The organism is Mycobacterium mantenii, from assembly GCF_010731775.1.
GTDB lineage: Bacteria > Actinomycetota > Actinomycetes > Mycobacteriales > Mycobacteriaceae > Mycobacterium > Mycobacterium mantenii.
On the sequence record NZ_AP022590.1, the window covers coordinates 3505428 to 3531169 of the forward strand.

The 25742-nt window shown below is 66.8% G+C and carries 20 protein-coding genes; 2 read left to right on the plus strand and 18 right to left on the minus strand.

Annotated features, from left to right (window positions below):
* Positions 1-15: 15 nt before the first annotated feature.
* From G6N50_RS15730 to G6N50_RS15765, 8 genes are all read right to left on the minus strand, one after another.
* Positions 16-843, minus strand: coding sequence for a mycofactocin-coupled SDR family oxidoreductase (locus tag G6N50_RS15730; protein WP_083093296.1), 828 nt, complete (start codon positions 841-843; stop codon positions 16-18).
* A gap of 90 nt (positions 844-933) precedes the next feature.
* Positions 934-1770, minus strand: a complete 837-nt coding sequence (locus G6N50_RS15735) for an SHOCT domain-containing protein (RefSeq protein WP_083093294.1) — start codon at positions 1768-1770, stop codon at positions 934-936.
* Positions 1771-1863: 93 nt separating this feature from the next.
* Positions 1864-2622: a PE family protein gene (locus G6N50_RS15740; protein WP_083093293.1), complete on the minus strand. Its 759-nt coding sequence runs from the start codon at positions 2620-2622 to the stop codon at positions 1864-1866.
* 162 nt (positions 2623-2784) lie between these two features.
* A complete protein-coding gene (gene tuf, locus G6N50_RS15745) occupies positions 2785-3975 on the minus strand; it encodes an elongation factor Tu (protein ID WP_064883866.1) in 1191 nt (396 codons plus the stop codon).
* A gap of 166 nt (positions 3976-4141) precedes the next feature.
* Entirely contained in the window at positions 4142-6247 is a 2106-nt protein-coding gene (gene fusA / locus G6N50_RS15750; RefSeq protein ID WP_083093291.1) for an elongation factor G, read from the minus strand.
* Positions 6248-6332: 85 nt separating this feature from the next.
* Positions 6333-6803, minus strand: a complete 471-nt coding sequence (rpsG, locus tag G6N50_RS15755; RefSeq protein WP_067102815.1) for a 30S ribosomal protein S7 — start codon at positions 6801-6803, stop codon at positions 6333-6335.
* Entirely contained in the window at positions 6803-7177 is a 375-nt protein-coding gene (rpsL, locus tag G6N50_RS15760) for a 30S ribosomal protein S12 (RefSeq protein WP_007767794.1), read from the minus strand. Before rpsL ends, rpsG begins: the two co-directional genes overlap by 1 nt.
* 244 nt (positions 7178-7421) lie before the next feature.
* A complete protein-coding gene (locus G6N50_RS15765) occupies positions 7422-8066 on the minus strand; it encodes a TetR/AcrR family transcriptional regulator (protein ID WP_083093290.1) in 645 nt (214 codons plus the stop codon).
* 194 nt (positions 8067-8260) lie between these two features.
* Here G6N50_RS15765 and G6N50_RS15770 point away from each other — a divergent pair, with 194 nt between their 5' ends.
* Both G6N50_RS15770 and G6N50_RS15775 read left to right on the plus strand, forming a co-directional pair.
* Complete coding sequence (locus G6N50_RS15770; RefSeq protein ID WP_083093288.1) at positions 8261-8629, plus strand: DUF3060 domain-containing protein; 369 nt, start codon at positions 8261-8263, stop codon at positions 8627-8629.
* A gap of 42 nt (positions 8630-8671) precedes the next feature.
* Positions 8672-9160 carry a DUF3060 domain-containing protein gene (locus G6N50_RS15775; RefSeq protein ID WP_083093286.1) on the plus strand — a complete coding sequence of 163 codons (489 nt, stop codon included), beginning with the start codon at positions 8672-8674 and terminating at the stop codon, positions 9158-9160.
* A 41-nt stretch (positions 9161-9201) separates the two neighbouring features.
* Here G6N50_RS15775 and G6N50_RS15780 read toward each other — a convergent pair whose 3' ends face one another.
* The 10 genes from G6N50_RS15780 to G6N50_RS15830 form a co-directional block, all read right to left on the minus strand.
* Complete coding sequence (locus G6N50_RS15780) at positions 9202-9969, minus strand: crotonase/enoyl-CoA hydratase family protein (protein ID WP_083093285.1); 768 nt, start codon at positions 9967-9969, stop codon at positions 9202-9204.
* Positions 9966-10685, minus strand: a complete 720-nt coding sequence (locus G6N50_RS15785; RefSeq protein ID WP_083093283.1) for a PaaX family transcriptional regulator C-terminal domain-containing protein — start codon at positions 10683-10685, stop codon at positions 9966-9968. Before G6N50_RS15785 ends, G6N50_RS15780 begins: the two co-directional genes overlap by 4 nt.
* 2 nt (positions 10686-10687) lie before the next feature.
* Positions 10688-11626 (minus strand): crotonase/enoyl-CoA hydratase family protein, encoded by a 939-nt coding sequence (locus G6N50_RS15790; protein ID WP_083093281.1) that lies wholly within the window; start codon positions 11624-11626, stop codon positions 10688-10690.
* 8 nt (positions 11627-11634) lie between these two features.
* Positions 11635-13272, minus strand: coding sequence for an acyl-CoA dehydrogenase family protein (locus G6N50_RS15795; RefSeq protein WP_083093279.1), 1638 nt, complete (start codon positions 13270-13272; stop codon positions 11635-11637).
* Between the two features lie 49 nt (positions 13273-13321).
* Positions 13322-14152, minus strand: a complete 831-nt coding sequence (locus G6N50_RS15800) for an alpha/beta hydrolase family esterase (protein ID WP_083093277.1) — start codon at positions 14150-14152, stop codon at positions 13322-13324.
* A gap of 10 nt (positions 14153-14162) precedes the next feature.
* Positions 14163-14918 (minus strand): deoxyribonuclease IV, encoded by a 756-nt coding sequence (locus tag G6N50_RS15805; RefSeq protein WP_083093275.1) that lies wholly within the window; start codon positions 14916-14918, stop codon positions 14163-14165.
* A 174-nt stretch (positions 14919-15092) separates the two neighbouring features.
* Positions 15093-19043 carry a DNA-directed RNA polymerase subunit beta' gene (locus G6N50_RS15810; RefSeq protein WP_083093273.1) on the minus strand — a complete coding sequence of 1317 codons (3951 nt, stop codon included), beginning with the start codon at positions 19041-19043 and terminating at the stop codon, positions 15093-15095.
* A 70-nt stretch (positions 19044-19113) separates the two neighbouring features.
* A complete protein-coding gene (gene rpoB, locus G6N50_RS15815; RefSeq protein ID WP_142275436.1) occupies positions 19114-22635 on the minus strand; it encodes a DNA-directed RNA polymerase subunit beta in 3522 nt (1173 codons plus the stop codon).
* A gap of 392 nt (positions 22636-23027) precedes the next feature.
* Entirely contained in the window at positions 23028-24038 is a 1011-nt protein-coding gene (locus G6N50_RS15825; RefSeq protein ID WP_083093269.1) for an ABC transporter ATP-binding protein, read from the minus strand.
* Between the two features lie 181 nt (positions 24039-24219).
* Positions 24220-25701, minus strand: a complete 1482-nt coding sequence (locus G6N50_RS15830) for a carotenoid oxygenase family protein (protein WP_083093266.1) — start codon at positions 25699-25701, stop codon at positions 24220-24222.
* Between the last annotated feature and the right edge of the window lie 41 nt (positions 25702-25742).

The following is a 25742-nucleotide window of genomic DNA, read 5'->3' on the forward strand; positions in this document are numbered from 1 at the left end:
TAGCACGATGGGCCGTCAGTACTTTAGGGCGCCCTTATCCACGGGGATCTGGGTGCCCGTGAGCGTGCCCGAACCAGCGCCGGCGAGCCAGGCCACCACGTCGGCCACCTCGTCGGCGGCCATGAAGCCGTTGGGCTGCACCGGCATTGGCGGAAAGCTGTGCACGAAGCTGGGATGCCGGGCAAAGATCTCCATCATCGCCTCGGGCTCGATCATCGGGGTGTCCACCGAGTACGGGTGAATCGAGTTGACCCGGATGCCGTATTCGCCGAGCTCGATGGCCAGCGTGTTGGTGAGCGCGGTGAGCCCGTGTTTGCTGGCCGAGTAGTGGCCGTTGCCCGGTGTGGCCTTGATCCCCGCCGACGAGCTGACCACGATGATCGATCCGCCGTTTCCCGCCTCGATCATCGCCGGCACGGTGGCGCGCAGCGTGCGCCAGGTGCCGGTCAGATTGACGCCGATTACCGTGTCCCACTGTTCATCGGTGAGCTCCCAAATGCGGCCCCAGCTCAGCACTCCAGCGTTGGCCACCACGATGTCGAGCCGGCCGAACTGCTCGACGCCGTCGGCCACCAGGTCCCGCAGCGCCGCGTCGTCGCGGATGTCGACCTCGCGGGTCAGGATCTTGCGGCCCTCGTTCTCCACCAGGCGGGCGGTCTCATCGAGATCCTCGGGGCCGGCCGGCGCGTACGTCACGCTGGCGGACGCCGGCGCGCAGATGTCCAGCGCGATGATGTCGGCGCCCTCGCGGGCCAGCCGCACCGCGTGCGAGCGTCCCTGCCCGCGTGCGGCCCCGGTGATGAACGCCACCCGACCCTGCAGTGATCCGGCCTGTCCAGCCACGTGTAACCCCTTCGACCGCCGATAGACCAAGCCAGGCTAGCAGCGGAACTGAAACGTGTTCTAATTCACCCGGCGTTGCCGAGCGGCACTTTAGATTTCGGCGATGATCGCGGCGCGGCGGCTGGCGTATTCCGCGTCGGTCAGCGCCCCACTGGCGTGCAGATCCTGCAGTTCTTGCAGCCGCGCGGCGATCGACGGCTCGGGCGGCGTGACGACCGCCGCCGCCGCGGGCGCCGCGGCCGGCGCCGGTTGAGCGGCCGGGACCTGGTGCTCGACCGCGCGTCGCACCACGGCCTGAATCTGCGCGCGCAACGCCGGGTTCGACCGGATGTCGAGCATCTGATTGAGCGCGACGTTGTTGGCCTTGAGGATCTGCAGGATCTCCATCAGCGGGCCCGCCTGCCCGCTCAGGTCATAGGTCTTGTTGTCTTCGGCCACCGTGAACTGCGCGGGCACCAGACCGTTGACCAAAGCGCTTCGCTCCCAGTCGATTCGATATTCGTTGGTGGTGGGGTTGACCAGGACCACCACCTTGCGGGCGTTGAGGTTGCCCAGCCGGGTGACGCTGGCGATGACCCTGTCTTCGCTGTCGAACGGCAGGAATCCGGGGCCGGCGATGTGCAGGTGCACCTTGACGACCTGTTGGTTGTTGACCCACGTCCCCGTCTCGGTGATCCCGGTGATCTGCGCGAGCGCCAGCACGCCGCTCTGCTCGAGCGCGGCCACCTTCGCCGACGACTTGGCCCCGTAGTTCGCCAACGCCAGCGCGACCAGCACGTCGGCCAGGGTGATGAGCAGGCCGACGTAGAACATCCACTGCAGCAGGCTGCCGAGGGCCAGGGTGAAGTACACGATCAGGAAAATCGGTCCGACCAGACCGCCGCACAGCAAAACCACCAACTGTGCCTTCAGGTAGCGCGCCAACACTTGCCCCTCCCTCGTCTTACTGGGGAATCCGAGTCAGAGTAGCGCTCGCGGTGCCGCGGCGGATGCGATACGCGCAAACGGTGTTCTGGTCGCTTAAACCATCTCTGGGGGAACGATCGGCACCCGGCGTACCGGCGCCGTCGCCTGTTGCGCCGGGTGCGCCGGGGCGGCAGGGGTCGCAGCGGTACGCGCCGATACCGGCATCGCCGGGGCCGCCGAGGTCTGCGGCGGCACCGCGGTCTGCATGGCCGCCGCGGGAGGGCCGGCCGGCGTCGCCGCCGATGCCACCGGCTGGACCGCGGCCGGAGAACTGGCCGGGGCGTAGGCCGGGGTGACCACCCGCGCCGCACCGGCCGGCATAGTGGCCGAGGCCAGCGTCGCCGATCCCGCCGGAGCCGCCGCGACCGGCGTGCCGGCCGGTGCGGGCATCGCCGCGGTGGCGGCGGGTGCCACCGCCGCCATCAGCGGGCCCGCGGGTGCGCCCGGAGCGGAAGGGCCCAGGGCGCCGCTCACCGCCGGTACCTGCGCGGCCACCGACGCCGGGGCCGCCGCGGTCTGCAACGGCGTGGTGTTGGCCGCCTCGGCCAAGGCGTACTGCGTGGCACCGCCGTTCATCAGTTGCACGAACTGGCTGTGAAACGCGGCCGCCTGGGCGCTGAGCGCCTGATAGACCTGGGAGTGCGCGTCGAAGAGTGCGGCGATACTCGCCGACACCTCGTCGGCGCCGGGGGCCAGCACACCCGACGTCGGACCCAATGCAATGGAGTTGGCGGAGCTGATCGTCGTCCCGATCCTGGCCAAATCCCCCGCGGCGGCCGCAACGAATTCCGGCGTCGCTTCAACGAAGGACATCAATACCTCCCCGCCGAACCGTCAGGAGAATTATGGGTAAATCCTAAACCAGCCGCGGCCGTCGCCGCATGATTTCCTCCGCGTTGCCCCGGACCGACGCCGAGCCAATGCACAAAGCCCGGATTGCCGAGTCGGCAATCCGGGCTTCGCGGTGGTTCGGAACTACTTGATGATCTTGACGACCCGGCCGGCGCCGACGGTGCGGCCACCCTCACGGATCGCGAACCGCAGACCGTCGTCCATGGCGACGGGCTGGATCAGCTTCACCGAGATGTTGGTGTTGTCACCGGGCATCACCATTTCGGTGCCCTCCGGCAGCGTCACCACACCTGTCACATCGGTGGTGCGGAAGTAGAACTGCGGGCGGTAGTTGTTGAAGAACGGCGTGTGCCGGCCGCCCTCGTCCTTGGACAGGATGTAGACGCTGCCCTCGAACTCGGTGTGCGGCGTGGTGGTGCCGGGCTTGACCACAACCTGGCCACGCTCGACGTCCTCACGCTTGATACCACGCAGCAGCAGACCGACGTTGTCGCCGGCCTGGCCCTGGTCGAGCAGCTTGCGGAACATCTCCACACCGGTGACCGTGGTCTTGGTGCTGGTCGGCTTGATACCGACGATCTCGACTTCTTCGTTCACGTTGATCACACCGCGCTCGACACGGCCGGTGACCACCGTGCCACGCCCGGTGATGGTGAAGACGTCCTCCACCGGCATCAGGAACGGCTTCTCGGTCTCACGGACCGGGTCCGGGATCGACTCGTCGACAGCCTCCATCAGCTGCTCGACGGACTCGACCCACTTGGCGTCGCCCTCGAGCGCCTTGAGCGCGGAGACCCGCACCACCGGGGCGTCCTCGTCGAACTCCTGGGCGGCCAGCAGCTCGCGGACCTCCATCTCGACGAGCTCGAGCAGCTCCTCGTCGTCGACCATGTCGGCCTTGTTCAGGGCGACCAGGATGTAGGGCACGCCGACCTGACGCGCGAGCAGCACGTGCTCACGGGTCTGCGGCATGGGGCCGTCGGTGGCGGCGACCACCAGGATCGCCCCGTCCATCTGAGCCGCGCCGGTGATCATGTTCTTGATGTAGTCGGCGTGACCCGGGGCGTCGACGTGGGCGTAGTGACGCTTCTCGGTCTGATACTCCACGTGGGAGATGTTGATCGTGATACCGCGCTGACGCTCCTCGGGCGCGTTGTCGATCTGGTCGAACGCGCGGGACTCGTTCAGGTTGGGGTACTTGTCGTGCAGAACCTTGGTGATAGCCGCGGTCAGCGTGGTCTTGCCGTGGTCAACGTGACCAATGGTCCCGATGTTGACGTGCGGCTTCGTCCGCTCGAACTTCGCCTTCGCCACTTCTGTGTCCTCCTGGACTAGTTGGTGCTCGTTAAAGCAGTGTTGGTGTTTTCAGTTGTGCCGCGCCCAAGGCATTCCAATGACCCGGCAAGGTTACTCCGAGGTGACTTGAGCTGATGGCTCGACTCCTCGCTCGTAAGCTCCGCTTACTCGCCGTCGTCTTCGCTCACTGACCGGTCGCCTTCGCGATGATCTCCTTTGACACGTTCGCCGGCACTTCGGCGTACGAGTCGAAGACCATGGAGTAGTTCGCCCGGCCTTGGGTCTTGGACCGCAGGTCGCCGACGTAGCCGAACATCTCCGACAGCGGCACATGCGCCTTGACGACGCGCGCACCGCTCCGCTCCTCCATGGCCTGGATCTGGCCACGGCGAGAGTTCAGGTCGCCGATCACGTCGCCCATATAGTCCTCGGGCGTGGTGACCTCGACGGCCATGATCGGTTCCAGGATGACTGGCTGCGCTTGCGCCGCAGCCTTTTTCAGCACCTGCGAACCGGCGATCTTGAAGGCCATCTCCGACGAGTCGACCTCGTGGAAAGCCCCGTCGAGCAGGGTGACCTTCAAGTTGACCAGCGGGTAACCGGCCAGCACGCCGTACTGCATGGCGTCCTGCGCGCCGGCGTCCACCGACGGGATGTACTCACGCGGGATACGTCCACCGGTGACCTTGTTCTCGAATTCGTAGGTCGCACCGTCTTCGCCGTGGAACGGTTCGAGGCTGATCAGCACCTTGGCGAACTGGCCGGAACCGCCGGTCTGCTTCTTGTGAGTGAACTCGACCTTTTCCACCGTCCGCTTGATGGTCTCCTTGTAGGCGACCTGCGGCTTACCGACGTTGGCCTCGACCTTGAACTCGCGGCGCATCCGGTCCACCAGGATGTCCAGGTGCAACTCGCCCATCCCGCCGATCACGGTCTGGCCGGTCTCTGAGTCCTGGTGAACCTTGAAGGTCGGGTCCTCCTCGGCGAGCTTCTGGATCGACAGCGACAGCTTCTCCTGGTCGCTCTTGGTCTTGGGCTCGATAGCCACCTCGATGACCGGGTCGGGGAAGGTCATCGACTCCAGCACGACCTGCTGGTTCGGGTCGCTCAGGGTGTCACCGGTGGTGGTGTCCTTCAGCCCGATCACCGCATAGATGTGGCCGGCCGAGGCGGTCTCCACCGGGTTCTCCTTGTTGGAGTGCATCTGGAACAGCTTGCCCAGCCGCTCCTTTTTGCCCTTGGTGGCGTTGATGACCTGACTGCCGGAGTCGACCTTCCCCGAGTACACGCGGACGTAGGTCAGCTTGCCGAAGAACGGGTGCGTCGCGACCTTGAACGCCAACGCGGAGAACGGCTCGTCGGTCGAGGGGTTGCGGGTGACCTCTTCGTCCTCCTTGCCCGGCGCGTGGCCGACGGCCGGGGGTACGTCCAGCGGCGAGGGCAGGTAGTCGATGACGGCGTCCAGCATGGGCTGCACGCCCTTGTTCTTGAACGCGCTGCCGCACAGCACCGGGTACGCCTCCGAGCTGATGGTCAGCTTGCGGATGGCGCCCTTGATCTCCTCGACGGTGAGCTCCTCCCCGCCGAGGTACTTCTCCAGCAGCGCCTCGTCGGTCTCGGCGACGGCCTCGAGCAGTTTGGTGCGGTACTCCTCGACCTTGTCGGCCATCTCGGCCGGGATGTCGATGGTGTCGTAGGTTTCGCCCAGCTTCGTCTCGCCGCGCCACACCTTGGCGTTCATCTCGACCAGGTCGACGATGCCCTCGAAGTCGCCCTCGGAGCCGACGGGCAGCTGGATCGGGATGGCGTTGGCGCCGAGGCGCTCCTCCATGGTCCTCACCGAGAAGTAGAAGTCGGCCCCGATCTTGTCCATCTTGTTGACGAAGCAGATGCGCGGGACGTCGTACTTGTCGGCCTGCCGCCAGACCTGCTCGGACTGCGGCTCGACACCTTCCTTGCCGTCGAAGACGGCGACGGCACCGTCGAGCACGCGCAGGCTGCGTTCCACCTCGACGGTGAAGTCGACGTGGCCAGGCGTGTCAATGATGTTGATCTGGTTGTCTTTCCAGAAGCAGGTGGTGGCGGCGGAGGTGATGGTGATCCCACGCTCCTGCTCCTGCTCCATCCAGTCCATGGTGGCGGCGCCGTCGTGCACCTCACCGATCTTGTAGCTGATACCGGTGTAGTAGAGGATGCGCTCGGTCGTCGTCGTCTTGCCGGCGTCGATGTGCGCCATGATGCCGATGTTGCGGACCTTGGTCAGGTCGGTCAGCACGTCCTTCTGTGCCACAGAAGTCTTCCCACTCTTTCGATTGCTTGGTTAGTTCGCTGTCGGTTTGCGCCCGACCACTCTGCCTTTGGGCGCCGTCCGGCCCCTACCAGCGATAGTGCGCGAAGGCGCGGTTGGCCTCGGCCATCTTGTGGGTGTCCTCGCGCCGCTTGACGGCGGCTCCGAGGCCATTGCTGGCATCCAGGATCTCGTTGGCGAGCCGCTCGACCATGGTCTTTTCGCGGCGTTGCTTGGAGAAACTGACCAGCCAACGCAGCGCCAGCGTCACCGAGCGATCGGGACGCACCTCGACCGGGACCTGGTACGTAGCGCCACCGACGCGGCGGCTGCGCACCTCGAGGGAGGGCTTGACGTTGTCCATCGCGCGCTTGAGCGTGATCACCGGGTCAGTGCCCGTCTTATCCCGGGCGTTCTCGAGCGCTCCATAAACAATGCGTTCGGCCAGCGATTTCTTCCCGTCCAGCAGAACTTTGTTCACCAGCTGCGTCACCAGCTGCGACCCGTAGACCGGGTCATTGACCAATGGACGCTTCGGCGCGGGCCCCTTGCGCGGCATCAGCTCTTCTCCTTCTTGGCGCCGTAACGGCTGCGAGCCTGCTTGCGGTTCTTGACACCCTGAGTGTCGAGTGAGCCGCGGATGATCTTGTACCGGACACCGGGCAGGTCCTTGACTCGGCCACCACGCACCAGCACCATCGAGTGCTCCTGCAGGTTGTGGCCCTCCCCGGGGATGTAGGCGGTGACCTCAACCTGGCTCGTCAGCTTCACGCGGGCGACCTTCCGAAGCGCCGAGTTCGGCTTCTTCGGGGTGGTGGTGTACACGCGGGTGCATACGCCACGGCGCTGCGGGCTGCCCTTCAGGGCCGCGGTCTTGACCTTGGCGACCTTGTCGCGGCGACCCTTGCGGACCAGCTGCTGAATGGTTGGCATCTACCGGCTTTCTGTGTTCGTGTTCGGCATTTTTCTAGCGTTTTCAAGTCTGTGTACTGCAATTATGTCCGGCCGCGTCACCCCGCGCCCGGGTGTGTCGCATGCGCTGCGCACCGGACTTGGCCCGAAGCTTCGTGGACACGCGAATTCGCCCGGCATCCACTCCCTTACGGTTAGGCGCCGTAAGCCGCCAGGCACGAGGGACCACAATACCCGCCAGCGGTCTCGCAGGTCAAAGCGGCGGCTAACCCCTGGCGCCGTCGTGGGCGGTGCGCTTTTCCAGCCCGGCCGCCAACCGCAGCACCATGTCGGAGAACAGTGCGTCGGTGTCGATGTCGTCCATGACACCGGTCATCTCCAGCAAAACGAAGCCGTGCAGGGCGGACCAGAACTCCAGCGCGGCGTGGAAGGCCGCCTCGCCGTCCAGGCCGTAGGAGGACAGCACGGCGATCACCGGTGCGGCCGCCCCGCGGGTCGCGGCGGTGTATTCGGGATCGTCACCGCCCAGCGGCATCCGGGTGAAGGCCGAGTAGCGGCCCGGGTGGTGGTGGGCATAGCTGCGGTAGGCGCCCGCCATCACCAGCACCGCGTCGTCGCGGGCGCGGCCCTGACCGACCCGGTTGAGCATCGTGATGATGTCGTCGATCACGCGGATCCGCACCGCGCGGCGCAGGTCTTCCAGGCTGTCGACGTGGTTGTACAGCGACGGCCCCTTGGTGCCCAGCTGCATCGCCAGCGCGTTGATGGTCAGGGCGTCCCAGCCCTCGCGATCCAAGAACGTCAGGGCGCCGTCGATGATCCCGTCCCGGCTCAGCTTGGCCGGACGGGAGGCGGGCCGTCCCGCGCGCTGGCGCCCGACCGCCGGCGGCGGATCCGGTGGAGCTGCCATGGCGGTCGCCCTTCGATTACGTGAAACGGGTTGCGGTTAACTAATGACTCTAGTTGACACCCGTTCGGACACGAATGTCCCGAGCGGATACGAGCACGCGGCAAAGGACAACAAAGTCTGCCACCGGGCCGGCGAATGCACGTAATGTCATGCTTGCCTCGTTAGCAGCCGACCCGTCCAAAAGGGGGCCCGCAGTGAAGTGGACGACTGTCGCCGGGTCACTGGCCACCTGTGTCATCGCCGTCGCCGCGGCCGCCCTGCCGGTCGCGCAGGCCAAGAACGGCGACACCCACATCATCGGGCAGGACATCGAGCAGACGATCGACTGCAACGACGCCACGCTGATGGTCAACGGCACCGGCATCAACGTCACCGCGCTGGGCAACTGCTACGCCGTGACGGTGATGGGTTCGTCGAACACCGTGATCGCCGACTCGGTGTCGCACGACATCACCGTGTACGGCTACAACGAGACGGTGTTCTACAAGAGCGGTCAGCCCGCCCTGTGGGACCGCGGCCGCGAACTGGGCATGACCAATCGGCTCCAGCAGGTGCCGGGCTAAACCACAGCAGCACAACATCATCCGATCAAGAATCGAGGAACCATGCCCGCCTACATCCGTGACCACTCACTGCGCCTGGCCGTGCTCACCGTGACACCGGCGGCCGCGGCCCTGGTGCTGGCCGGCTGCAGTTCGACGGCCAACCCGCCGGCGGGCTCCTCGACGACCACCACCAAGAGCACCGCGACGACGACCAGTGCCGGTGCGGCGCCGACGACGGGATCGAGCGGTGCGAGCACCACCGCGTCCATCGAGATCGGCAACACGATCAACTACGGATCTATGGGCACCACCACCACCCTGGACTGCGCCAGCGGCAAGTCGCTGAACGTCGGCGGCTCGGACAACACCCTGACGATCACGGGTACCTGCGAGACGGCCACCGTCAGCGGCACCAACAACAAGATCACCTTCGACAAGGTCAACACCCGCATCACCGTGCTGGGGATGAACAACACCATCACCTACAAAGACGGTGACCCCAAGGTCGACAAGATCGGCCAGAGCAACACGATCACCAAGGGCAGCTGACCGGTAACGCCCAGCCCGCCGGCCGCGCCTACCGCTCCCGGCTAGCCGGCCGGCGCCCCGTGCCGTCCCGCGCCCGCCGCGAAGCGCCCGGCCCCCTCGTTGGCCTCCGCGGCCACCCGCGAGATGCTGGCGAATTCGAAGTCGAGCGCGTCGGATTCCGTTGTCCCCCATTGGTGTAACGCTGAGAGCCGATCCGAGCGCAGGCATTGCTGGGGCAGCGCCGCCAGTTGCGCGGCCAATTCCTCGGCGGCCTGGCGCGCCTGGCCCTTGGGGACCACCCGATTCGCCAACCCGATCGCCAGGGCTTCGTCGGCGGCGACCGCGCGGCCGGTGAGGATCATGTCCATCGCGCGGCTGTGTCCGATCAGCCGGGGCAGCCGCACGGTGCCACCGTCGATGAGGGGGACCCCCCAGCGCCGGCAGAACACACCGAACACGGCGCCCTCCTCGGCCACCCGAAGGTCGCACCAGGTGGCCAGCTCCAAGCCGCCGGCGACGGCGTAGCCGCTGACCGCGGCGATGACGGGTTTGGACAGCACCATCCGCGTCGGGCCCATCGGGCCCGGGCCGGTGCGATGCACGGCGTTGGCGTCGGGTGTGCCGAAGGCCTTCAAATCGGCTCCGGCGCAGAATGTTCCGTTATCGCCCCACAGCACCGCCACCGATGCGGAGTCGTCGCGGTCGAACTCCTCGAACGCCGAGTACAGCGCGGCCGCCGTCGGGCCGTTGACCGCGTTGCGCGCCGCCGGCCGGTTGATGATCACCGTGGTCACCGGGCCGTTGCGCTCGATACGCACCGGATCAGTCATGTCGCCTCCGCAAATAGTGGTTCGCGCCGCCTGAGCAGCTCAGCGGCGAAGTCGTGGTAGGCCGCGCGCAATCGGGCGCCAGGCCAGTCGGCCGGCAGTAACTCGTCGGGCAGCACCGGGTCGGTGAGCAGGTGGCGCACCGTCGCCGCCGCCACCACGAAACGACCGGGAATGTCTGGCGCGGCGGCTATCTCGTCGAGCAGCCGATGCCCGGTCTGGGCCCAGGCGGGCAGGTCCCATAGCTGGGCGGCGAGCTCGTCGGGGTGGTCGTCGCGCGCGCGCAGCACCCGCGCCTGGGCCGTGACGTCGGGGCCGGGCTCCGCGTCGATGTTGTCGGGGCGCATCCACACGCCTTCGCGGAGTTCACCGAACCGCTTGTCGTGCAGGGCGGTTCGCAGCGCCGCGCGGGTACGCGCGTCGTTGCCCACGCTGGTCACGATGAGCGTGACCCACTCCCCGTGCCAGGGCCGGACCCGCGGGTCGATGGCGTCGTCCTGCCGCCGCTGGCGGGCCAGCAGGCGATCCGAGAGCCGGTAGCCGTCCGCGGAGCGGATCAGGTCGCCGGCACCGACCATGCGGGTCAGCGCTACCCGCAACGTCGACTCCTTGATGCCAAAATCAGAAGTGAGCCTTACTAATTCGTTGGCACGAGCGTGCGCGGGGTGCGCGCCGAGCAGCACGCTGAGCACCACCGACCGTGCGGTCATGTCCGGCATGGCTACACCTGGGAGGCGCGGCGGCCGTGGTCGCCGAAAGGCTCGTCGCGATGCCGTACCGCTTCCCGGAAGCCGTGCTCGGTGGCGTCGGCGACGAAGGCGTGGCCCTCCGGGGTGTGCCGGGCGACACCGTCGAACACGGTGCTGACCATGCGGCTGGTGGCCACGCCCTGTTGCAGCAGCGCCGAATTCAGCGCGAGCTTGACCATGATCAGCTGGTTGACGGGCACCGCGGCGATCCGTTCGACCAGTCGCTCCGTGCGCTCGTCGAGGTCCGCCGGGTCTGGCGCCTCGACCGCCAGCCCCCATTCCGCGGCCTGGGCGCCGGTGATGCAGTCGCCGGTGAACAGCAGCCTTTTGGCGCGCTGGTCGCCGAGGCGGTGCGCCCACAGGCCCGCGGCCGGGACGCCCCACACGCGGGTGGGCGGGTAGCCGATCTTGGCATCGGCCGCGACGATCACCTGGTCGGCGTGCAGCGCGATGTCGGTGCCGCCGGCCACGCAGTAGCCGTGGATCTTGACCACCGTCGGCTTATCGGCGTGCATCAGGCTGGAGAAGCCCCGCACGAACCGGCTCATCATCTGGTAGTCGATCATGGGGTCCCACGGCTGGTCGGGTAAGTGGTTGACCGCCTGGGTTTTTCCGTCCAGCACGGTGCCCTTGTACGCGCCGGTGCCGCCCGCCGAGCCGGTGCGGTCCGCATAGGCGCTCAGGTCGAATCCCGCGCAGAAGCCCTCGCCGCGACCGGACACCAGGATGACGTGCACATTCGGGTCGAGGTCGGCGCGCTCCACCAGCGCAGAGAGCTCCAGCGGGGTGTCCGCGACGATCGCGTTGCCCTTTTCCGGCCGGTTGAAGGTGATCCGGGCAACCCGATCGGTGACCTCGTAGGTCATCGTCTTCAGGTTGTCGAAGTCGACCGGCCTGATCGCGTGAGTCATGCGGGCGCTCAGCCCTTTACCAGCGCGCGCTCGAGGATTGGGGCCAGATCCAGGCCGGTGGGCATGGTGCCGTACGCCCCGCCCCACTGGCGGTCGAGCCGGGTGGTCAGGAAGGCCTCGGCGACGGCGGGGTGGCCGTGGCGCACCAGCAGGGACGCCTGCAGCGCCAGGCAGATGTCCTCGGCGACCTTGCGGGCGCGGTGCGCGATGGTGTCCAGGTCGGTCAGGTCCTGACGCAGCCGCTGCACGTGAGCACCCAATCGCGGGTCGGCCCCGACGCTCTCGGCCAGCTCGGTGAACAGCACCTCGACGCATTCGGGGCGAGTTGCCATGGCGCGCAACGTGTCCAGCGCGCTGACGTTGCCCGAGCCCTCCCAGATGCCCATCAGCGGCGCCTCACGGAACAGTCGCGGCATGCCCGAGTCCTCGACGTAACCGTTGCCGCCCAGGCATTCCAGCGCCTCGGCCGCGTGCGGGGTGGCGCGCTTGCACACCCAGTACTTGCTCGCCGCCAGGCCGATGCGGCGCAGCAGCGCCTCCTGCCCGTCGCCGCGCAACGCTTTGTCGGTGGCGGCGGCCATCCGCATCGCGACGATGGTCGCGGCCTCGGCCTCCACGGCGAGGTCGGCCAGCACGTTGCGCATCAGCGGCTGGTCGATCAGGTAGGCGCCGAACGCCTTTCGGTGCTGGGCGTGGTGGATGGCGCGGGTCAGGCCGGTGCGCATGCTGGTGGCGCTGCCCAGGGTGCAGTCCAGGCGGGTCAGGTTGACCATCTCGATGATGGTGGGGACGCCGCGGCCCTCCTCGCCCACCAGCCACGCGATGGCGCCGTCGTATTCGACCTCGCTGGAGGCGTTGGCGTGGTTGCCGAGCTTGTCTTTGAGCCGCTGCAGGAACATCCGGTTGCGGGTACCGTCGGGCAGCACTCGCGGCAACATGAAGCACGACAGGCCGCCCGGAGCCTGCGCGAGTACCAGGAAGATGTCGCACATCGGCGCCGAGGTGAACCACTTGTGGCCGGTGAGGCGATAACTGCCATCAGCGTTGGGGCCGTTCGGGGTCGCCTCGGTGGTGCCGGCGCGCACGTCGGAGCCGCCCTGCTTCTCGGTCATCGACATGCCGGCGGTGATGCCCCGCTTGGTGGTGGCCAGCTTGAGTTCGGGATCGTATTCACGGCTGGTCAGCAGGGGCTCGTACACCGCCGCGAGCTCCGGGTTGAAGCGCAGCGCCGGGACCACGGCGTAGGTCATCGAGATCGGGCAGGTGTGGCCGGGCTCGACGTTCCAGACCGACATCTTGGCGGCCCGCACCACGTGTGCGCCCGGGCGGTCGTCGGCCCACGGCGCGGCGTGGATGCCGCCGGCGATCGCCGTGCGCATCAGCTCGTGGTAGGCCGGGTCGTATTCGACCTCGTCGACGCGATGACCGTATTTGTCGTGCGTGTGCAGGATGGGCCGGTTGCGGTCGGCGAGCTCACCCCACCGCTGGGCCTCGTGGCCACCCGCGATGGCACCGACCTCGTTCACCTCTTCTAAGCCCCATTCCCCGCCCTCGCGGATCAGGGCCTCGACGAGCACCGCGGACGTCGCGGGATTGTAGTTCTCCAGCGGAGGAACCTGGTTGGTGACGACATGCGTATCCGACATGCCCCTCATGTTACATTTTTCCGACAGTTGCACAAGAGCTGTAATACAGCTACCGGGGATGGGCCGCGAAGAACTCCCACAGCCGTTGGCTGGCGAAGCCCGGCCATTCGTGGCCGCCGCCGTCGATGGTGATGAGGACGACGCCGCGGTTACCGGTACATCCGGCCGTCGACGTGGCCAACGGACCGTTCGTCACGGTGGCCGGACTGCCACACTGATCAACGTTGCGCCAGAATGCATTCAGGCTGGGCACCGACGGGCCGTGGATGACGCTGAAACCCTGCCCGCCGCCGTAGGGCACCAGCCGATCCGCCGTGCCGTGGATGTGCATGATCGACATCGGGCGGGGCTTGCGGCAGTCGGTCAGCAGCGTGCCCGCCACCGGACCGATGGCGGCGAAGATGTCGGTGTCGCACGCCAGCGTGTAGGACATGATGGCGCCGTTACTCATGCCGGTGACATAGACCCTGGCGGGATCGGTGGCTACGTTCCTGGCGATGTCGGCGACGGCCGCGCTGATGAAGGCGACGTCATCGACACCCTCCCGTCCCGGCCGGCCGCAGCAGCCTTCCCCGTCGACGTTCCAGGCCCGGTCAACTCCATCCGGGTAAGCGACGACGAACCGGCCCGCATCGGCCAATTCGTCCCAGCCGTAATCCCTTTCGACCTGCTGTGCGCTCCCGGAGTAGCCGTGCAGCACGACCACGAGCGGCGTCGAAGCCGGTATCCCCGCGGGCTCGTAGAGCCGATAGCTGCGATCGCGCCCGCCGACATTGATGTGGTGCACGCTGGTGCCGGTGACGAAGCCCGACGGCAGCGCCGACGCACAACCCGCGATTAACAGGAGCGCCCCGAAGAGCGTCGCGAGCCGACCGGGCATGGGCCGTGGCTCAGCCGCTGGTCTTTTCCCGCAGGAACGCGATGTCGTCCTTGCGGCCCTCGTCGGCGGTCTCGCAGATGACCGGCGCGTCGGCCGCCGTGACCACCGCGGCGAGCAGCTCGGGATCGATCTGGCCGGTGCCGAAGTTGGCGTGCCGGTCGGCGCCCGAGCCCGCCGCGTCCCTCGAGTCGTTGCAGTGCACCAGGTCGATGCGGCCGGTCAGCGCCTTGATCCGGTCCACCGCGTCGATCAGTTCCTCACCCGCGGCCCACGCATGGCAGGTGTCCAGGCAGAACCCAATGCCCTTGTCGCCGATGCGATCCCACAGCCTGCCGATGGTGTCGAAGTAGCGGGCCATCGCGTGGTCGCCGCCGGCGGTGTTCTCCAGGTACACCCGCACGTCGGTCTCCAGGTAGTCCAGCGCCTTGACCCACCGCTCGAAGCCGGCCTCCATGTCGTTGTCGTCGGCGTGGCCGCCGTGCACGACCACGGCCGTCGCGTTGATCTCCGCGGCGGCATCGCAGGTGTCCTGCAGGATCTTGCGCGACGGGATGCGGATGCGGTTGTTGGCCGACGCCACGTTGATGAGGTATGGCGCGTGGACGTACAGCGGGATGGTGGACGCCTTCAGCGCCTCGGCGTCGTCGCGGGGTTTGGGCTTCTTCCAGCTCTGCGGGTTGCCCAGGAAGAACTGCACCACGTCGGCGCCGTCCGCCTGGGCCGCGGCCAGGGGAGCGTCTTGATGGACATGCGAACCGATGAGCACGTCGGCCAGTCTAGTTGGGGAGCCAGAGCCCGCCCAACGTCACGCTGGCGTGACGTTGGAATGCGACAGCCACGCTGGCGTGACGCTCGAAGGCGGGTGGTGCCCACAGCTCGACGCATGCTCGGCGCATGAAAGAGCCCCGGGCCGAAACCCGGGGCTTTTCCAATGCGTGGACTAGCGGTAGTCGCTGTAGCCGTAGTCGTCCAGCGGCACCGCGGCGCCGGTGGCCTGGCCGAAGTCCGGGCTGTAGTACTGATCCTCGTAGGACGGGATCGTGTACGCGGCGGCCCGGGCCTCCTCCGTCGGCTGCACCTGGATGTTGCGGTACCGGTTGATACCGGTACCGGCCGGGATCAGCTTTCCGATGATCACGTTCTCCTTCAGACCGTTGAGCTTGTCACTGCGGCAGTTGATCGCCGCATCGGTCAGCACTCGCGTGGTCTCCTGGAACGACGCCGCGGACAGCCACGAGTCGGTGGCCAGCGATGCCTTCGTGATACCCATCAGCACCGGACGACCCGCGGCGGGCTCGCCGCCCTCGGCCACCACCCGGCGGTTCTCCGCCTCGAACTCCGCGCGGTCGATCAGCGAACCCGGCAGGAACTCGGTCGAGCCGGAGTCGATGATGGTGACGCGGCGCAGCATCTGGCGGACGATCACCTCGATGTGCTTGTCGTGGATCGACACACCCTGTGCGCGGTAGACCTCCTGGACCTCGCGGACCAGGTGGATCTGCACCTCGCGCGGGCCCTGCACGCGCAGCACCTCGTGCGGGTCGGCCGAGCCTTCCATCAGCTGCTGGCCGACCTCGACGTGGTCGCCGTCGGACAGCACCCGCTCGGAACCGTCTTCGTGCTTAAAGACGCGCAGCCGCTGCCGCTTGGAGAGCTTGTCGTACACGACCTCTTCGCTGCCGTCGTCGGGAACGATGGTGATCTTGTAGAAGCGCTCACCGTCCTCGAGACGGACCCGCCCGGTGACGTCGGCGATCGGCGCCTTACCGCGCGGGATGCGGGCCTCGAACAGCTCCTGGACCCGGGGCAGACCGCCGGTGATGTCCTCACCGACACCACCCTGGTGGAAGGTACGCATGGTCAGCTGGGTACCGGGCTCACCGATGGACTGCGCGGCGACGATGCCGACGGCCTCGCCGATGTCGACCAGCTTTCCGGTGGCCATGGACCGCCCGTAACAGGTCGCACACACCCCGGTGCCGGTGGTGCACGTTAGCACCGAGCGCACCTTGACCTGCGTGATGCCGGCCGCCAGCAGGGCGTCGATCTCCGGGTCACCCAGGTCCTCACCTCGTGCGACGACAACGTTGCCGGCCTCGTCGACCGCGTCGGCGCCCAAAGTCCGCGCGTACGCCGAGGTTTCGATGTACGGGTCGCGAATCAGCGTGCCGTCGGGCTGACGCTCGGCCAGCTCGACGAGGATGCCGCGCTCGGTCTCGCAGTCGTGCTCGCGGACGATGACGTCCTGGCTCACGTCCACCAGACGACGGGTCAGGTAACCGGAGTCGGCGGTACGCAACGCGGTGTCCGCCAAACCCTTTCGAGCGCCGTGCGTGTTGATGAAGTACTCCAGCACGGTCAGGCCCTCGCGGAACGACGACTTGACCGGACGCGGGATGAACTCACCCTTCGGGTTGGTCACCAGGCCCTTCATGCCGGCCAGCGTTCGGGTCTGGGTGAAGTTACCCGTGGCGCCCGAGTCGACGATCGTGATGATCGGGTTGTCGCTGGGGTAGTGCTCCCGCAGCGCCTGACCGACCTCGTCGGTGGCTTCCTTCCAGATCTCCACCAGCGCCTCGTTGCGCTCGTCGTGGTTCAAAGCACCACGCTGGAACTGCTTTTCGACCTTCTCGGCCCGCTCCTCGTACTGGTCGAGGATCTCCTTCTTGCGCGGCGGGACGAGCACGTCGGCCATGGAGACCGTGACACCGCTGCGGGTCGCCCAGTAGAAACCGGCGTCCTTCAGCTTGTCCACGGTCTGCGCGACGACGATCATCGGGTAGCGCTCGGCCAGGTCGTTGATGATCGACGCCTGCACCTTCTTGTGCATCTGCTTGTTCACAAACGGATAGCCGACCGGCAGCAGCTCGTTGAAAAGCACACGGCCCAGCGTGGTCTCGGCCAGCCAGGCGTCGCCCGGCTGCCAGCCGTTGGCGCCGAACAGCTGGGCCTCGATCTCGGCGGGCGGACGCAACTGGGTCAGCCGCACCTTGATCTTGGCCCGCACCGACAAAACGCCGCGGTCGGACGCCATGATCGCCTCGGCCGGCGAGGAGTAGACGCCGACCTCCGGCTCGTCCTTGGCGGCCGCCTTGAATTCGCCCTTGTCGCCGTCCACCTCGGTGGTCAGGTAGTACAGACCGGTCACCATGTCCAGACGCGGCATGGCCAGCGGACGACCCGATGCGGGCGACAGGATGTTGTTGGAAGACAGCATCAGGATGCGAGCCTCGGCCTGCGCCTCGGCGCTCAGCGGCAGGTGCACCGCCATCTGGTCACCGTCGAAGTCGGCGTTGAACGCCTCACACACCAGCGGGTGCAGCTGGATTGCCTTGCCTTCCACCAGCATTGGCTCGAAGGCCTGGATACCCAGCCGGTGCAGGGTGGGTGCGCGGTTCAGCAGCACCGGGTGCTCGGCGATGACCTCTTCGAGGACATCCCACACCTGGGGACGCTGACGCTCCACCATTCGCTTGGCGCTCTTGATGTTCTGCGCGTGGTTGAGGTCGACCAGCCGCTTCATCACGAACGGCTTGAACAGCTCCAGCGCCATCAGCTTGGGCAGGCCGCACTGGTGCAGCTTGAGCTGCGGACCGACCACGATGACCGAACGGCCCGAGTAGTCGACACGCTTACCGAGCAGGTTCTGCCGGAACCGGCCCTGCTTACCCTTGAGCAGATCGCTCAGCGACTTCAGCGGGCGGTTACCCGGCCCGGTGACCGGGCGGCCGCGACGGCCGTTGTCGAACAGCGCATCCACGGACTCCTGCAGCATCCGCTTCTCGTTGTTGACGATGATCTCGGGCGCGCCGAGGTCGATCAGCCTCTTGAGGCGGTTGTTCCGGTTGATCACGCGGCGGTACAGGTCGTTCAGGTCGCTCGTGGCGAACCGGCCACCGTCGAGCTGCACCATCGGCCGCAGTTCCGGCGGGATCACCGGGACGGCGTCGAGCACCATGCCCATCGGTGAGTTGCCAGACTGCTGGAAGGCGGCGACCACCTTGAGACGCTTGAGCGCACGAAGCTTCTTCTGCCCCTTGCCGTTTCGGATGACGTCGCGCAGGATCTCGGCCTCGGCGTCGATGTCGAAGTTCTCGATCAGCTTCTGGATCGACTCCGCACCCATGGCGCCGGTGAAGTACTCACCGAAGCGGTCGATCAGCTCGCGGTAGAGGTTCTCGTCGACGATCAGCTGCTTGGGGGCCAGCTTGGTGAAGGTCGTCCAGATCTCCTCGAGCCGGTCCAGCTCACGCTGGGCGCGGTCGCGCAGCTGACGCATCTCGCGCTCGCCGCCGTCCCGAACCTTCCGCCTTGCGTCCGCTTTCGCACCCTCGGCCTCCAGCTCGGCCAGGTCGGCCTCGAGCTTCTGGGCACGGGCCTCCAGGTCGGCGTCGCGCTGGTCCTCGATGGCCTTGCGCTCCACCATCATCTCGGCCTCAAGCGTCGAGAGCTCGTTGTGGCGCATCTCGTCGTCGACCGCGGTGATGACGTAGGCCGCGAAGTAGATGATCTTCTCGAGATCCTTCGGGGCCAGGTCGAGCAGGTAACCGAGCCGGCTCGGCACGCCCTTGAAGTACCAGATGTGCGTGACGGGCGCGGCCAGCTCGATGTGGCCCATCCGCTCGCGACGCACCTTGGCGCGGGTCACCTCGACGCCGCAGCGCTCACAGATGATGCCCTTGAACCGGACGCGCTTGTACTTGCCGCAGTAGCACTCCCAGTCGCGAGTCGGTCCGAAGATCTTCTCGCAGAACAGGCCGTCCTTCTCCGGCTTCAGCGTGCGGTAGTTGATCGTCTCCGGCTTCTTGACCTCGCCGTAAGACCATTGCCTGATGTCCTCCGCGGTGGCCAGGCCGATACGGAGTTCATCGAAGAAGTTGACGTCGAGCACGTAACTCCCTTTCCCCTTGCGGGTTTAGTTACCAATAAAGAGGCTGGCTATCGCCACTTGGGCGCCGTCGCTAAGCCAGGTCCTCAACAGACGCAGATTCGTTGCGGGACAGGTTGATTCCCAGGTTTGCCGCCGCCCGCTCGAGGTCTTCGTCCTCGCCTTCGCGCAACTCGATCGCCGCGCCGTCCGAGGAGAGCACCTCGACGTTGAGGCAGAGCGACTGCAGCTCCTTGAGCAACACCTTGAAGGACTCGGGAATACCCGGCTCCGGGATGTTCTCGCCCTTGACGATCGCCTCGTACACCTTGACCCGGCCGACGGTGTCGTCGGACTTGATGGTCAACAGCTCCTGCAGCGTGTACGCGGCGCCGTAGGCCTGCATGGCCCAGCACTCCATCTCACCGAAGCGCTGGCCACCGAACTGCGCCTTACCACCCAGCGGCTGCTGCGTGATCATCGAGTACGGACCGGTGGAACGGGCGTGGATCTTGTCGTCCACCAGGTGGTGCAGCTTCATGATGTACATGTAGCCAACGGTCACCGGGTACGGGAACGGCTCCCCGCTGCGGCCGTCGAACAGCACCGCCTTGCCGTCGCCGTCGACCATGACCTCACCGTCGCGGTTGGGCAGCGTGCAGGACAGCATGCCCTGCAGCTCCTCCTCCTTGGCGCCGTCGAACACCGGCGTCGACACGATCTGGTTCGGCTGCGCGTGCCGCAGCTGCTCGGGCAGGTTGACCGCCCAGTCGGGCGAGCCGTCGATGTTCCAGCCGGACTTGGCCACCCACCCGAGGTGGGTCTCCAAGATCTGACCGATGTTCATCCGTCGCGGCACACCGTGGGTGTTCAGGATGATGTCGACCGGCGTGCCGTCCGGCAGGAACGGCATGTCCTCCTGCGGCAGGATCTTGCCGATGACGCCCTTGTTGCCGTGGCGTCCGGCGAGCTTGTCGCCGTCGGAGATCTTGCGCTTCTGGGCCACGTAGACGCGCACCAGCTCGTTGACACCGGCCGGCAGCTCGTCGTCGTCCTCGCGGGAGAACACCCGGATGCCGATGACCTTGCCGGACTCGCCGTGCGGCACCTTCAGGGAGGTGTCGCGGACCTCGCGGGCCTTCTCCCCGAAGATCGCGCGCAGCAGCCGCTCCTCCGGCGTCAGCTCGGTCTCACCCTTCGGGGTGACCTTGCCGACCAGGATGTCGCCGTCGCGAACCTCGGCGCCGATGCGCACGATGCCGCGCTCGTCGAGGTCGGCCAGCACCTCATCGGAGACGTTCGGGATGTCCCGGGTGATCTCCTCGGCGCCCAGCTTGGTGTCGCGGGCGTCGATCTCGTGCTCCTCGATGTGGATCGAGGTGAGCACGTCCTCCTCAACCAGGCGGTTGGAGAGGATGATCGCGTCCTCGTAGTTGTGGCCCTCCCACGGCATGACAGCGACGAGCAGGTTCTTGCCCAGCGCCATCTCACCGTTCTCCGTGCACGGACCGTCTGCAATGACCTGGCCGGCCTCGACCCGCGCGCCCGCGTCGACGATCGGCGACTGGTTGGCGCAGGTGCCGTGATTGGACCGCTCGAACTTGCGCATCCGGTAGGTGTGCCGGGTGCCGTCGTCGGCCATCACGGTGATGTAGTCGGCGGAGACCTCCTCGATCACCCCGGCCTTCTCGGCCACCACCACGTCGCCGGCGTCGATCGCCGCACGCAGCTCCATACCGGTACCCACCAGCGGTGCCTCGCTGCGCACCAGCGGAACCGCCTGGCGCTGCATGTTGGCACCCATCAGGGCGCGGTTGGCGTCGTCGTGCTCGAGGAACGGGATCATGGCCGTGGCCACCGACACCATCTGGCGCGGCGACACGTCCATGTAGTCCACCTCGGACGAGGGCACGTACTCGACCTCGCCCGCCTTCCGGCGGACCAGGACGCGTGACTCCTCGAACCGGCCCTTGCTGTCGATCGGCGAGTTGGCCTGCGCCACGACGTGGCGGTCCTCCTCGTCGGCGGTCAGGTAGTGGATCTCGTCGGAGACGACACCGTCGACGACCTTGCGGTACGGCGTCTCGATGAACCCGAACGGGTTGACCCGGGCGTACACCGACAGCGACCCGATCAGGCCGATGTTCGGACCCTCCGGGGTTTCGATCGGGCACATGCGGCCGTAGTGCGACGGGTGGACGTCACGGACCTCCAGGCCAGCGCGCTCACGGGACAGACCGCCCGGGCCCAGCGCCGAGAGCCGGCGCTTGTGGGTCAGCCCGGACAGCGGGTTGTTCTGGTCCATGAACTGCGACAGCTGGCTGGTGCCGAAGAACTCCTTGATCGCGGCGACGACCGGCCGGATGTTGATCAGGGTCTGCGGCGTGATGGCCTCGACGTCCTGGGTGGTCATCCGCTCCCGGACCACGCGCTCCATCCGGGACATGCCGACCCGGATCTGGTTCTGGATCAGCTCGCCCACGGTGCGCAGCCGGCGGTTACCGAAGTGGTCGATGTCGTCGGTCTCCACCGGCACCTCGGTGCCGCCGGGGACAGTCATGACAGCGGGCTGGCCATCCGTACGGGAGTGGTGCAGGCGCACCAGGTACTCGATAGTGGCGACGACGTCTTCCTCGGTCAGGGTCGACGACGTGATGGGCTCGCCGGCGTGCAGGCCGAGCTTCTTGTTGACCTTGTAGCGGCCCACGCGGGCCAGGTCGTAGCGCTTCTCCTTGAAGAACAGGTTCTCCAGCAGGGTCTGCGCGGACTCCTTGGTCGGCGGCTCGCCCGGACGCAGCTTGCGGTAGATGTCCAGCAGCGCCTCGTCGGTGCCGGCGGTGTTGTCCTTCTCCAGCGTCGACATCATGATCTCGGAGAAGCCGAACCGCTCGGTGATCTGCTCGTTGGTCCAGCCCAGCGCCTTGAGCAGCACGGTGACCGGCTGGCGGCGCTTGCGGTCGATGCGGACGCCGACGGTGTCGCGCTTGTCGACGTCGAACTCCAGCCAGGCACCCCGGCTCGGGATCACCTTGACGCTGTGCAGCAGCTTCTCGGTCGACTTGTCGATGCTCTCGTCGAAGTACACACCGGGCGAGCGGACCAGCTGACTGACCACCACACGCTCGGTGCCGTTGATGATGAAGGTGCCCTTCTCGGTCATCATCGGGAAGTCACCCATGAACACCGTCTGGCTCTTGATCTCGCCGGTGTTGTTGTTGATGAACTCGGCGGTGACGAACAGCGGGGCCGCGTACGTCATGTCCTTGTCTTTGCACTCGTCGACCGGTGCCTTGACCTCGTCGAAACGCGGGTCGGAGAACGACAGGGACATCGAGCCGGAGAAGTCCTCGATCGGCGAGAGCTCGTAGAGCACCTCTTCCAGGCCACCCACCGGAGTCACGTCCCCACGGGCGGCGGCGGCCTCACGCCAGCGCGGCGCGCCGATCAACCATTCGAAAGAGTCGATCTGCACGTCAAGCAGGCCCGGAACCTCGAGGGGTTCGCGGAGCTTGGCGAAGGAGACTCGGTTGGGCGCTCCGGGCACGGAGCCGTTTGAGGAACTTCCGTTAGAGGAACTTTGTGGGCGATCCGTCTTGCTCTGGCGGAAATCTGCCAAGATGCATCCTTCCAGCACCTCGTGCGACTCACGAAGGCCGGGACCACCGGCCAGCTCGCCGCGAATTGTGTCGGTTCGGCCGGCGAACGATCTGTCCGAATCTCACGCGCAACTAGAACTAAGCCGCTTGAGGGGGCTCAGGCTTAGACCACGGTGTCAGGTGGCGGGTGAGGTGGGCAGGAGGTAGCCAGCGCAACGTCCAACAATAGCGCAGGACGGCGCATTCCTCAACTTCGCAGCGTCAGCATTCCAGGGACATCGGCGCTGGCTGGCATCTCGACTTTCCGCTGGATACATGCTGCCCAACAGACTGGCCGGTTTAGGGCCCGTCGTCAAGAGGGCGGGCCGCCGTGTTGCGCGGAGTCATCGCGAAACCCACCGGACCGCACGCTCTAGTCGCCGAACTCGTGTGCACGGAACTTGTGGGTGCCTTCGAGGTCGTCGAGGATGGCGGCCTGAGCGTCCTTGGGAAGGGTATGCAGGATCTCGCGCACCCGGGCCTGGCGGCGCGCGACCGCCTTGCGCTCCGGCATGCCCGGCGACGCGACGATCTGCGGGGGGACGCCCTCGACTTCCTCGACACCACCGGCATGTTGCCCGGCGTCCAGCGCGGCCTGCTCTTCGGCCATGGTCGCCTCGTCTTTTTCCTCGGACATGCCGATCGGGCCGATACGGCGACCGTTGAGGAACTGCCGCACAACGGGCTCGTCGCTGGTCAGAAGCACCTCGCGCGGGCCGAACATGACCAACTTGCGGCGGAACAGCATGCCCATGTTGTCCGGCACGGTGCGGGCGATGTTGATGTTGTGGGTCACGATCAGCACCGTGGCATCGATCTGGGCGTTGATGTCCAGGATCAGCTGGCTTAGGTAGGCGGTACGCACCGGGTCCAGACCGGAGTCGGGCTCGTCGCACAGGATGATCTGCGGGTCCATCACCAGGGCGCGGGCCAGGCTGGCGCGCTTGCGCATACCACCGGAGATCTCCCCTGGGAACTTCTTCTCGTCGCCGCCGAGACCGACCAGGGTCAGCTTCTCCATGACGATGTCACGGATCTCGCCTTCCTTCTTCTTGGTGTGCTCGCGCAGCGGGAAGGCCGCGTTGTCGAACAGGTTCATCGAACCGAACAGGGCGCCGTCCTGGAACATCACGCCGAAGAGCGTGCGGATCTCGTAGAGCTCCTTGGCCGAACACTGCAGGATGTCGGTGCCGTCGATCACGACCGAGCCGCGCTCGGGCCGCAACAAACCGATCAGGGACTTCAGGAAAACCGATTTGCCGGTACCCGACGGCCCCAGCAGGACGCTGACCTCCCCGGCGGGGACCTCCAACGTCACGTCTTCCCAAATCCTCGAGGAGCCGAAGGACTTCGTTAGTCCATTCACCTCGATAGCGACGCCCATGGGGAATCCTTCCGTCGACGCTCGTGCCCGCCACCTGCCCTTTTGTGTGGCATGAGTCACTGTAGCGCACTGCTGCCGCACGGCATCAGGGATGCGGACGACAGCCGGGAAATATTAGCCGTCCTGAGATCACCCGGAAGCCCGCGCGGCACAACTTATTTGACGCGCGTGTTAGCCAACGTCAGCCGGTGGGCGCCCAGTTGCCGTGGAAGCCCATCGGCACCCGCTGCGGCAGGTGAACGGTGGCCACCTGCTCGAGCGTCTGCGCGTCCAGCAAAAGCAATTGGCCTTCGTCGCGGTCGCGGTGATAGCCGAAGCCCATCAGGATGCCGTCGTCTTCGGTGCCGGCCGCGGGGTTCGGCACAAAGGACATCTCGCCGAGTGAAAGGCCGGCATCGAGGGCCGCTACCTCGCGGGACCCGGTCGCGTAATCGTGTTTGAAAAGGCCGGATCCGCCGCCGGCGAACTGGGCGCCGACGGTGTAGCCGTACCGGTGCCGTCCGCCCAGCAACTCCTCGTTGATCCGCGGGAATTCCTGCGACTGATCGTCGCGGCATTCGGTGGTGACCGCACCGGTCGCCAGGTTGATGGTCCAGCGGTCCAGCATGGGGGTGCTTTCCCCGGGGCCGCGCCGGTCCCGGTCGAACATCCGCGCATAGCGCACCACGTCGAGCACCAAAACCTCAGCGCCGCTTCGAATTTCGGAATATGCGTTGAGCGGGTGGTAGACGTAGCAGGGTTCGATGTCGAACCAGCGCACATCCTTGTTGTCGCCCTCACGCGGCATGACCCCGACGCGCGCCGGGTAGTGCGGGTTCCAGGCGTAGGGCATCCGATCGGAGTGCCGCGCGTCGCGGTTCATCCGCGCGTTAATTGGGCTCGGCACCCGCACCCGCCCGATCAGCGACTGCAGCACCAGACGGGCCGGCAGGGCCAACCAGGGCGGCATCTGCCGCGGCAGCACCTGTACCGGGTCGAAGGTCACCGGCAGGTCGTAGATCACGACGTATTTGTCGGTCAGCGAGAAGTCGTGCATCATCGGCGACCCGCCGACCTCGATGTCCAGCGTGCGGCGGGCGCGGCCGGCGACGTCGATCACCGAGTACTGCACGGTCCGCCCGCGCGTGAACGAGTAAGAGATCGCGTGAAGTTCGCCGGTGCGCGGGTCGCGGTGCGGGTGCGCGGTGTAGCCGCCCGCCAGCGTGCCGTCGAAGTCGCACGTCCCGACGGTGTCCAGCTCCTCGGTGAGCTCGTAGTTGGCGACGCCGCCCTCCACCAGCGCCAGGGTCCGCCCGGCGTGGCTCAACACGTTGGTGTTGGCGCCCAGGCTCAGCATTCCCGCGCGCGGGTCGAGCCGGCCCGGCGCCGGCTCGCCGAGGATGCGGCACACCGACGGGCTGCGCACCCACCGGTTGCGGTACCAGCGGGCCTGCCCGTCGCGCAGCGCCACCCCGTGCACCATGCCGTCGCCGCTGAACCAGTGGTAGACGGCTGGGTCCACCTCGGCGGCCGGGTTGGGGCCGTTGCGCAGGTAGCGCCCGTCGAGGTGTTCGGGAATGCGCCCGGTGACGCGCAGATCGTGCGCGGTGACTTCCGCGCTCACCGGCGACAGGAAGTCCTCGAGGTAGGGATTGCCGGGCTTGGCGGTTGCCGTGGTCACCATGGCTGAACTCCTATAACATTGTTATTTCAGCGTTATTCGCA

Coding starts and splice junctions, on each gene's coding strand:
- rpsG (WP_067102815.1), bottom strand. CDS start 6,803: ATGCCGCGCAAGGGGCCCGCGCCGAAGCGTCCATTGGTCAATGACCCG.
- G6N50_RS15765 (WP_083093290.1), bottom strand. CDS start 8,066: ATGGCAGCTCCACCGGATCCGCCGCCGGCGGTCGGGCGCCAGCGCGCG.
- G6N50_RS15795 (WP_083093279.1), bottom strand. CDS start 13,272: ATGTCGGATACGCATGTCGTCACCAACCAGGTTCCTCCGCTGGAGAAC.
- G6N50_RS15800 (WP_083093277.1), bottom strand. CDS start 14,152: ATGCCCGGTCGGCTCGCGACGCTCTTCGGGGCGCTCCTGTTAATCGCG.
- G6N50_RS15790 (WP_083093281.1), bottom strand. CDS start 11,626: ATGACTCACGCGATCAGGCCGGTCGACTTCGACAACCTGAAGACGATG.
- G6N50_RS15830 (WP_083093266.1), bottom strand. CDS start 25,701: ATGGTGACCACGGCAACCGCCAAGCCCGGCAATCCCTACCTCGAGGAC.
- G6N50_RS15785 (WP_083093283.1), bottom strand. CDS start 10,685: ATGCCGGACATGACCGCACGGTCGGTGGTGCTCAGCGTGCTGCTCGGC.
- G6N50_RS15825 (WP_083093269.1), bottom strand. CDS start 24,038: ATGGGCGTCGCTATCGAGGTGAATGGACTAACGAAGTCCTTCGGCTCC.
- rpsL (WP_007767794.1), bottom strand. CDS start 7,177: ATGCCAACCATTCAGCAGCTGGTCCGCAAGGGTCGCCGCGACAAGGTC.
- G6N50_RS15740 (WP_083093293.1), bottom strand. CDS start 2,622: ATGTCCTTCGTTGAAGCGACGCCGGAATTCGTTGCGGCCGCCGCGGGG.
- G6N50_RS15780 (WP_083093285.1), bottom strand. CDS start 9,969: ATGACTGATCCGGTGCGTATCGAGCGCAACGGCCCGGTGACCACGGTG.
- G6N50_RS15775 (WP_083093286.1), top strand. CDS start 8,672: ATGCCCGCCTACATCCGTGACCACTCACTGCGCCTGGCCGTGCTCACC.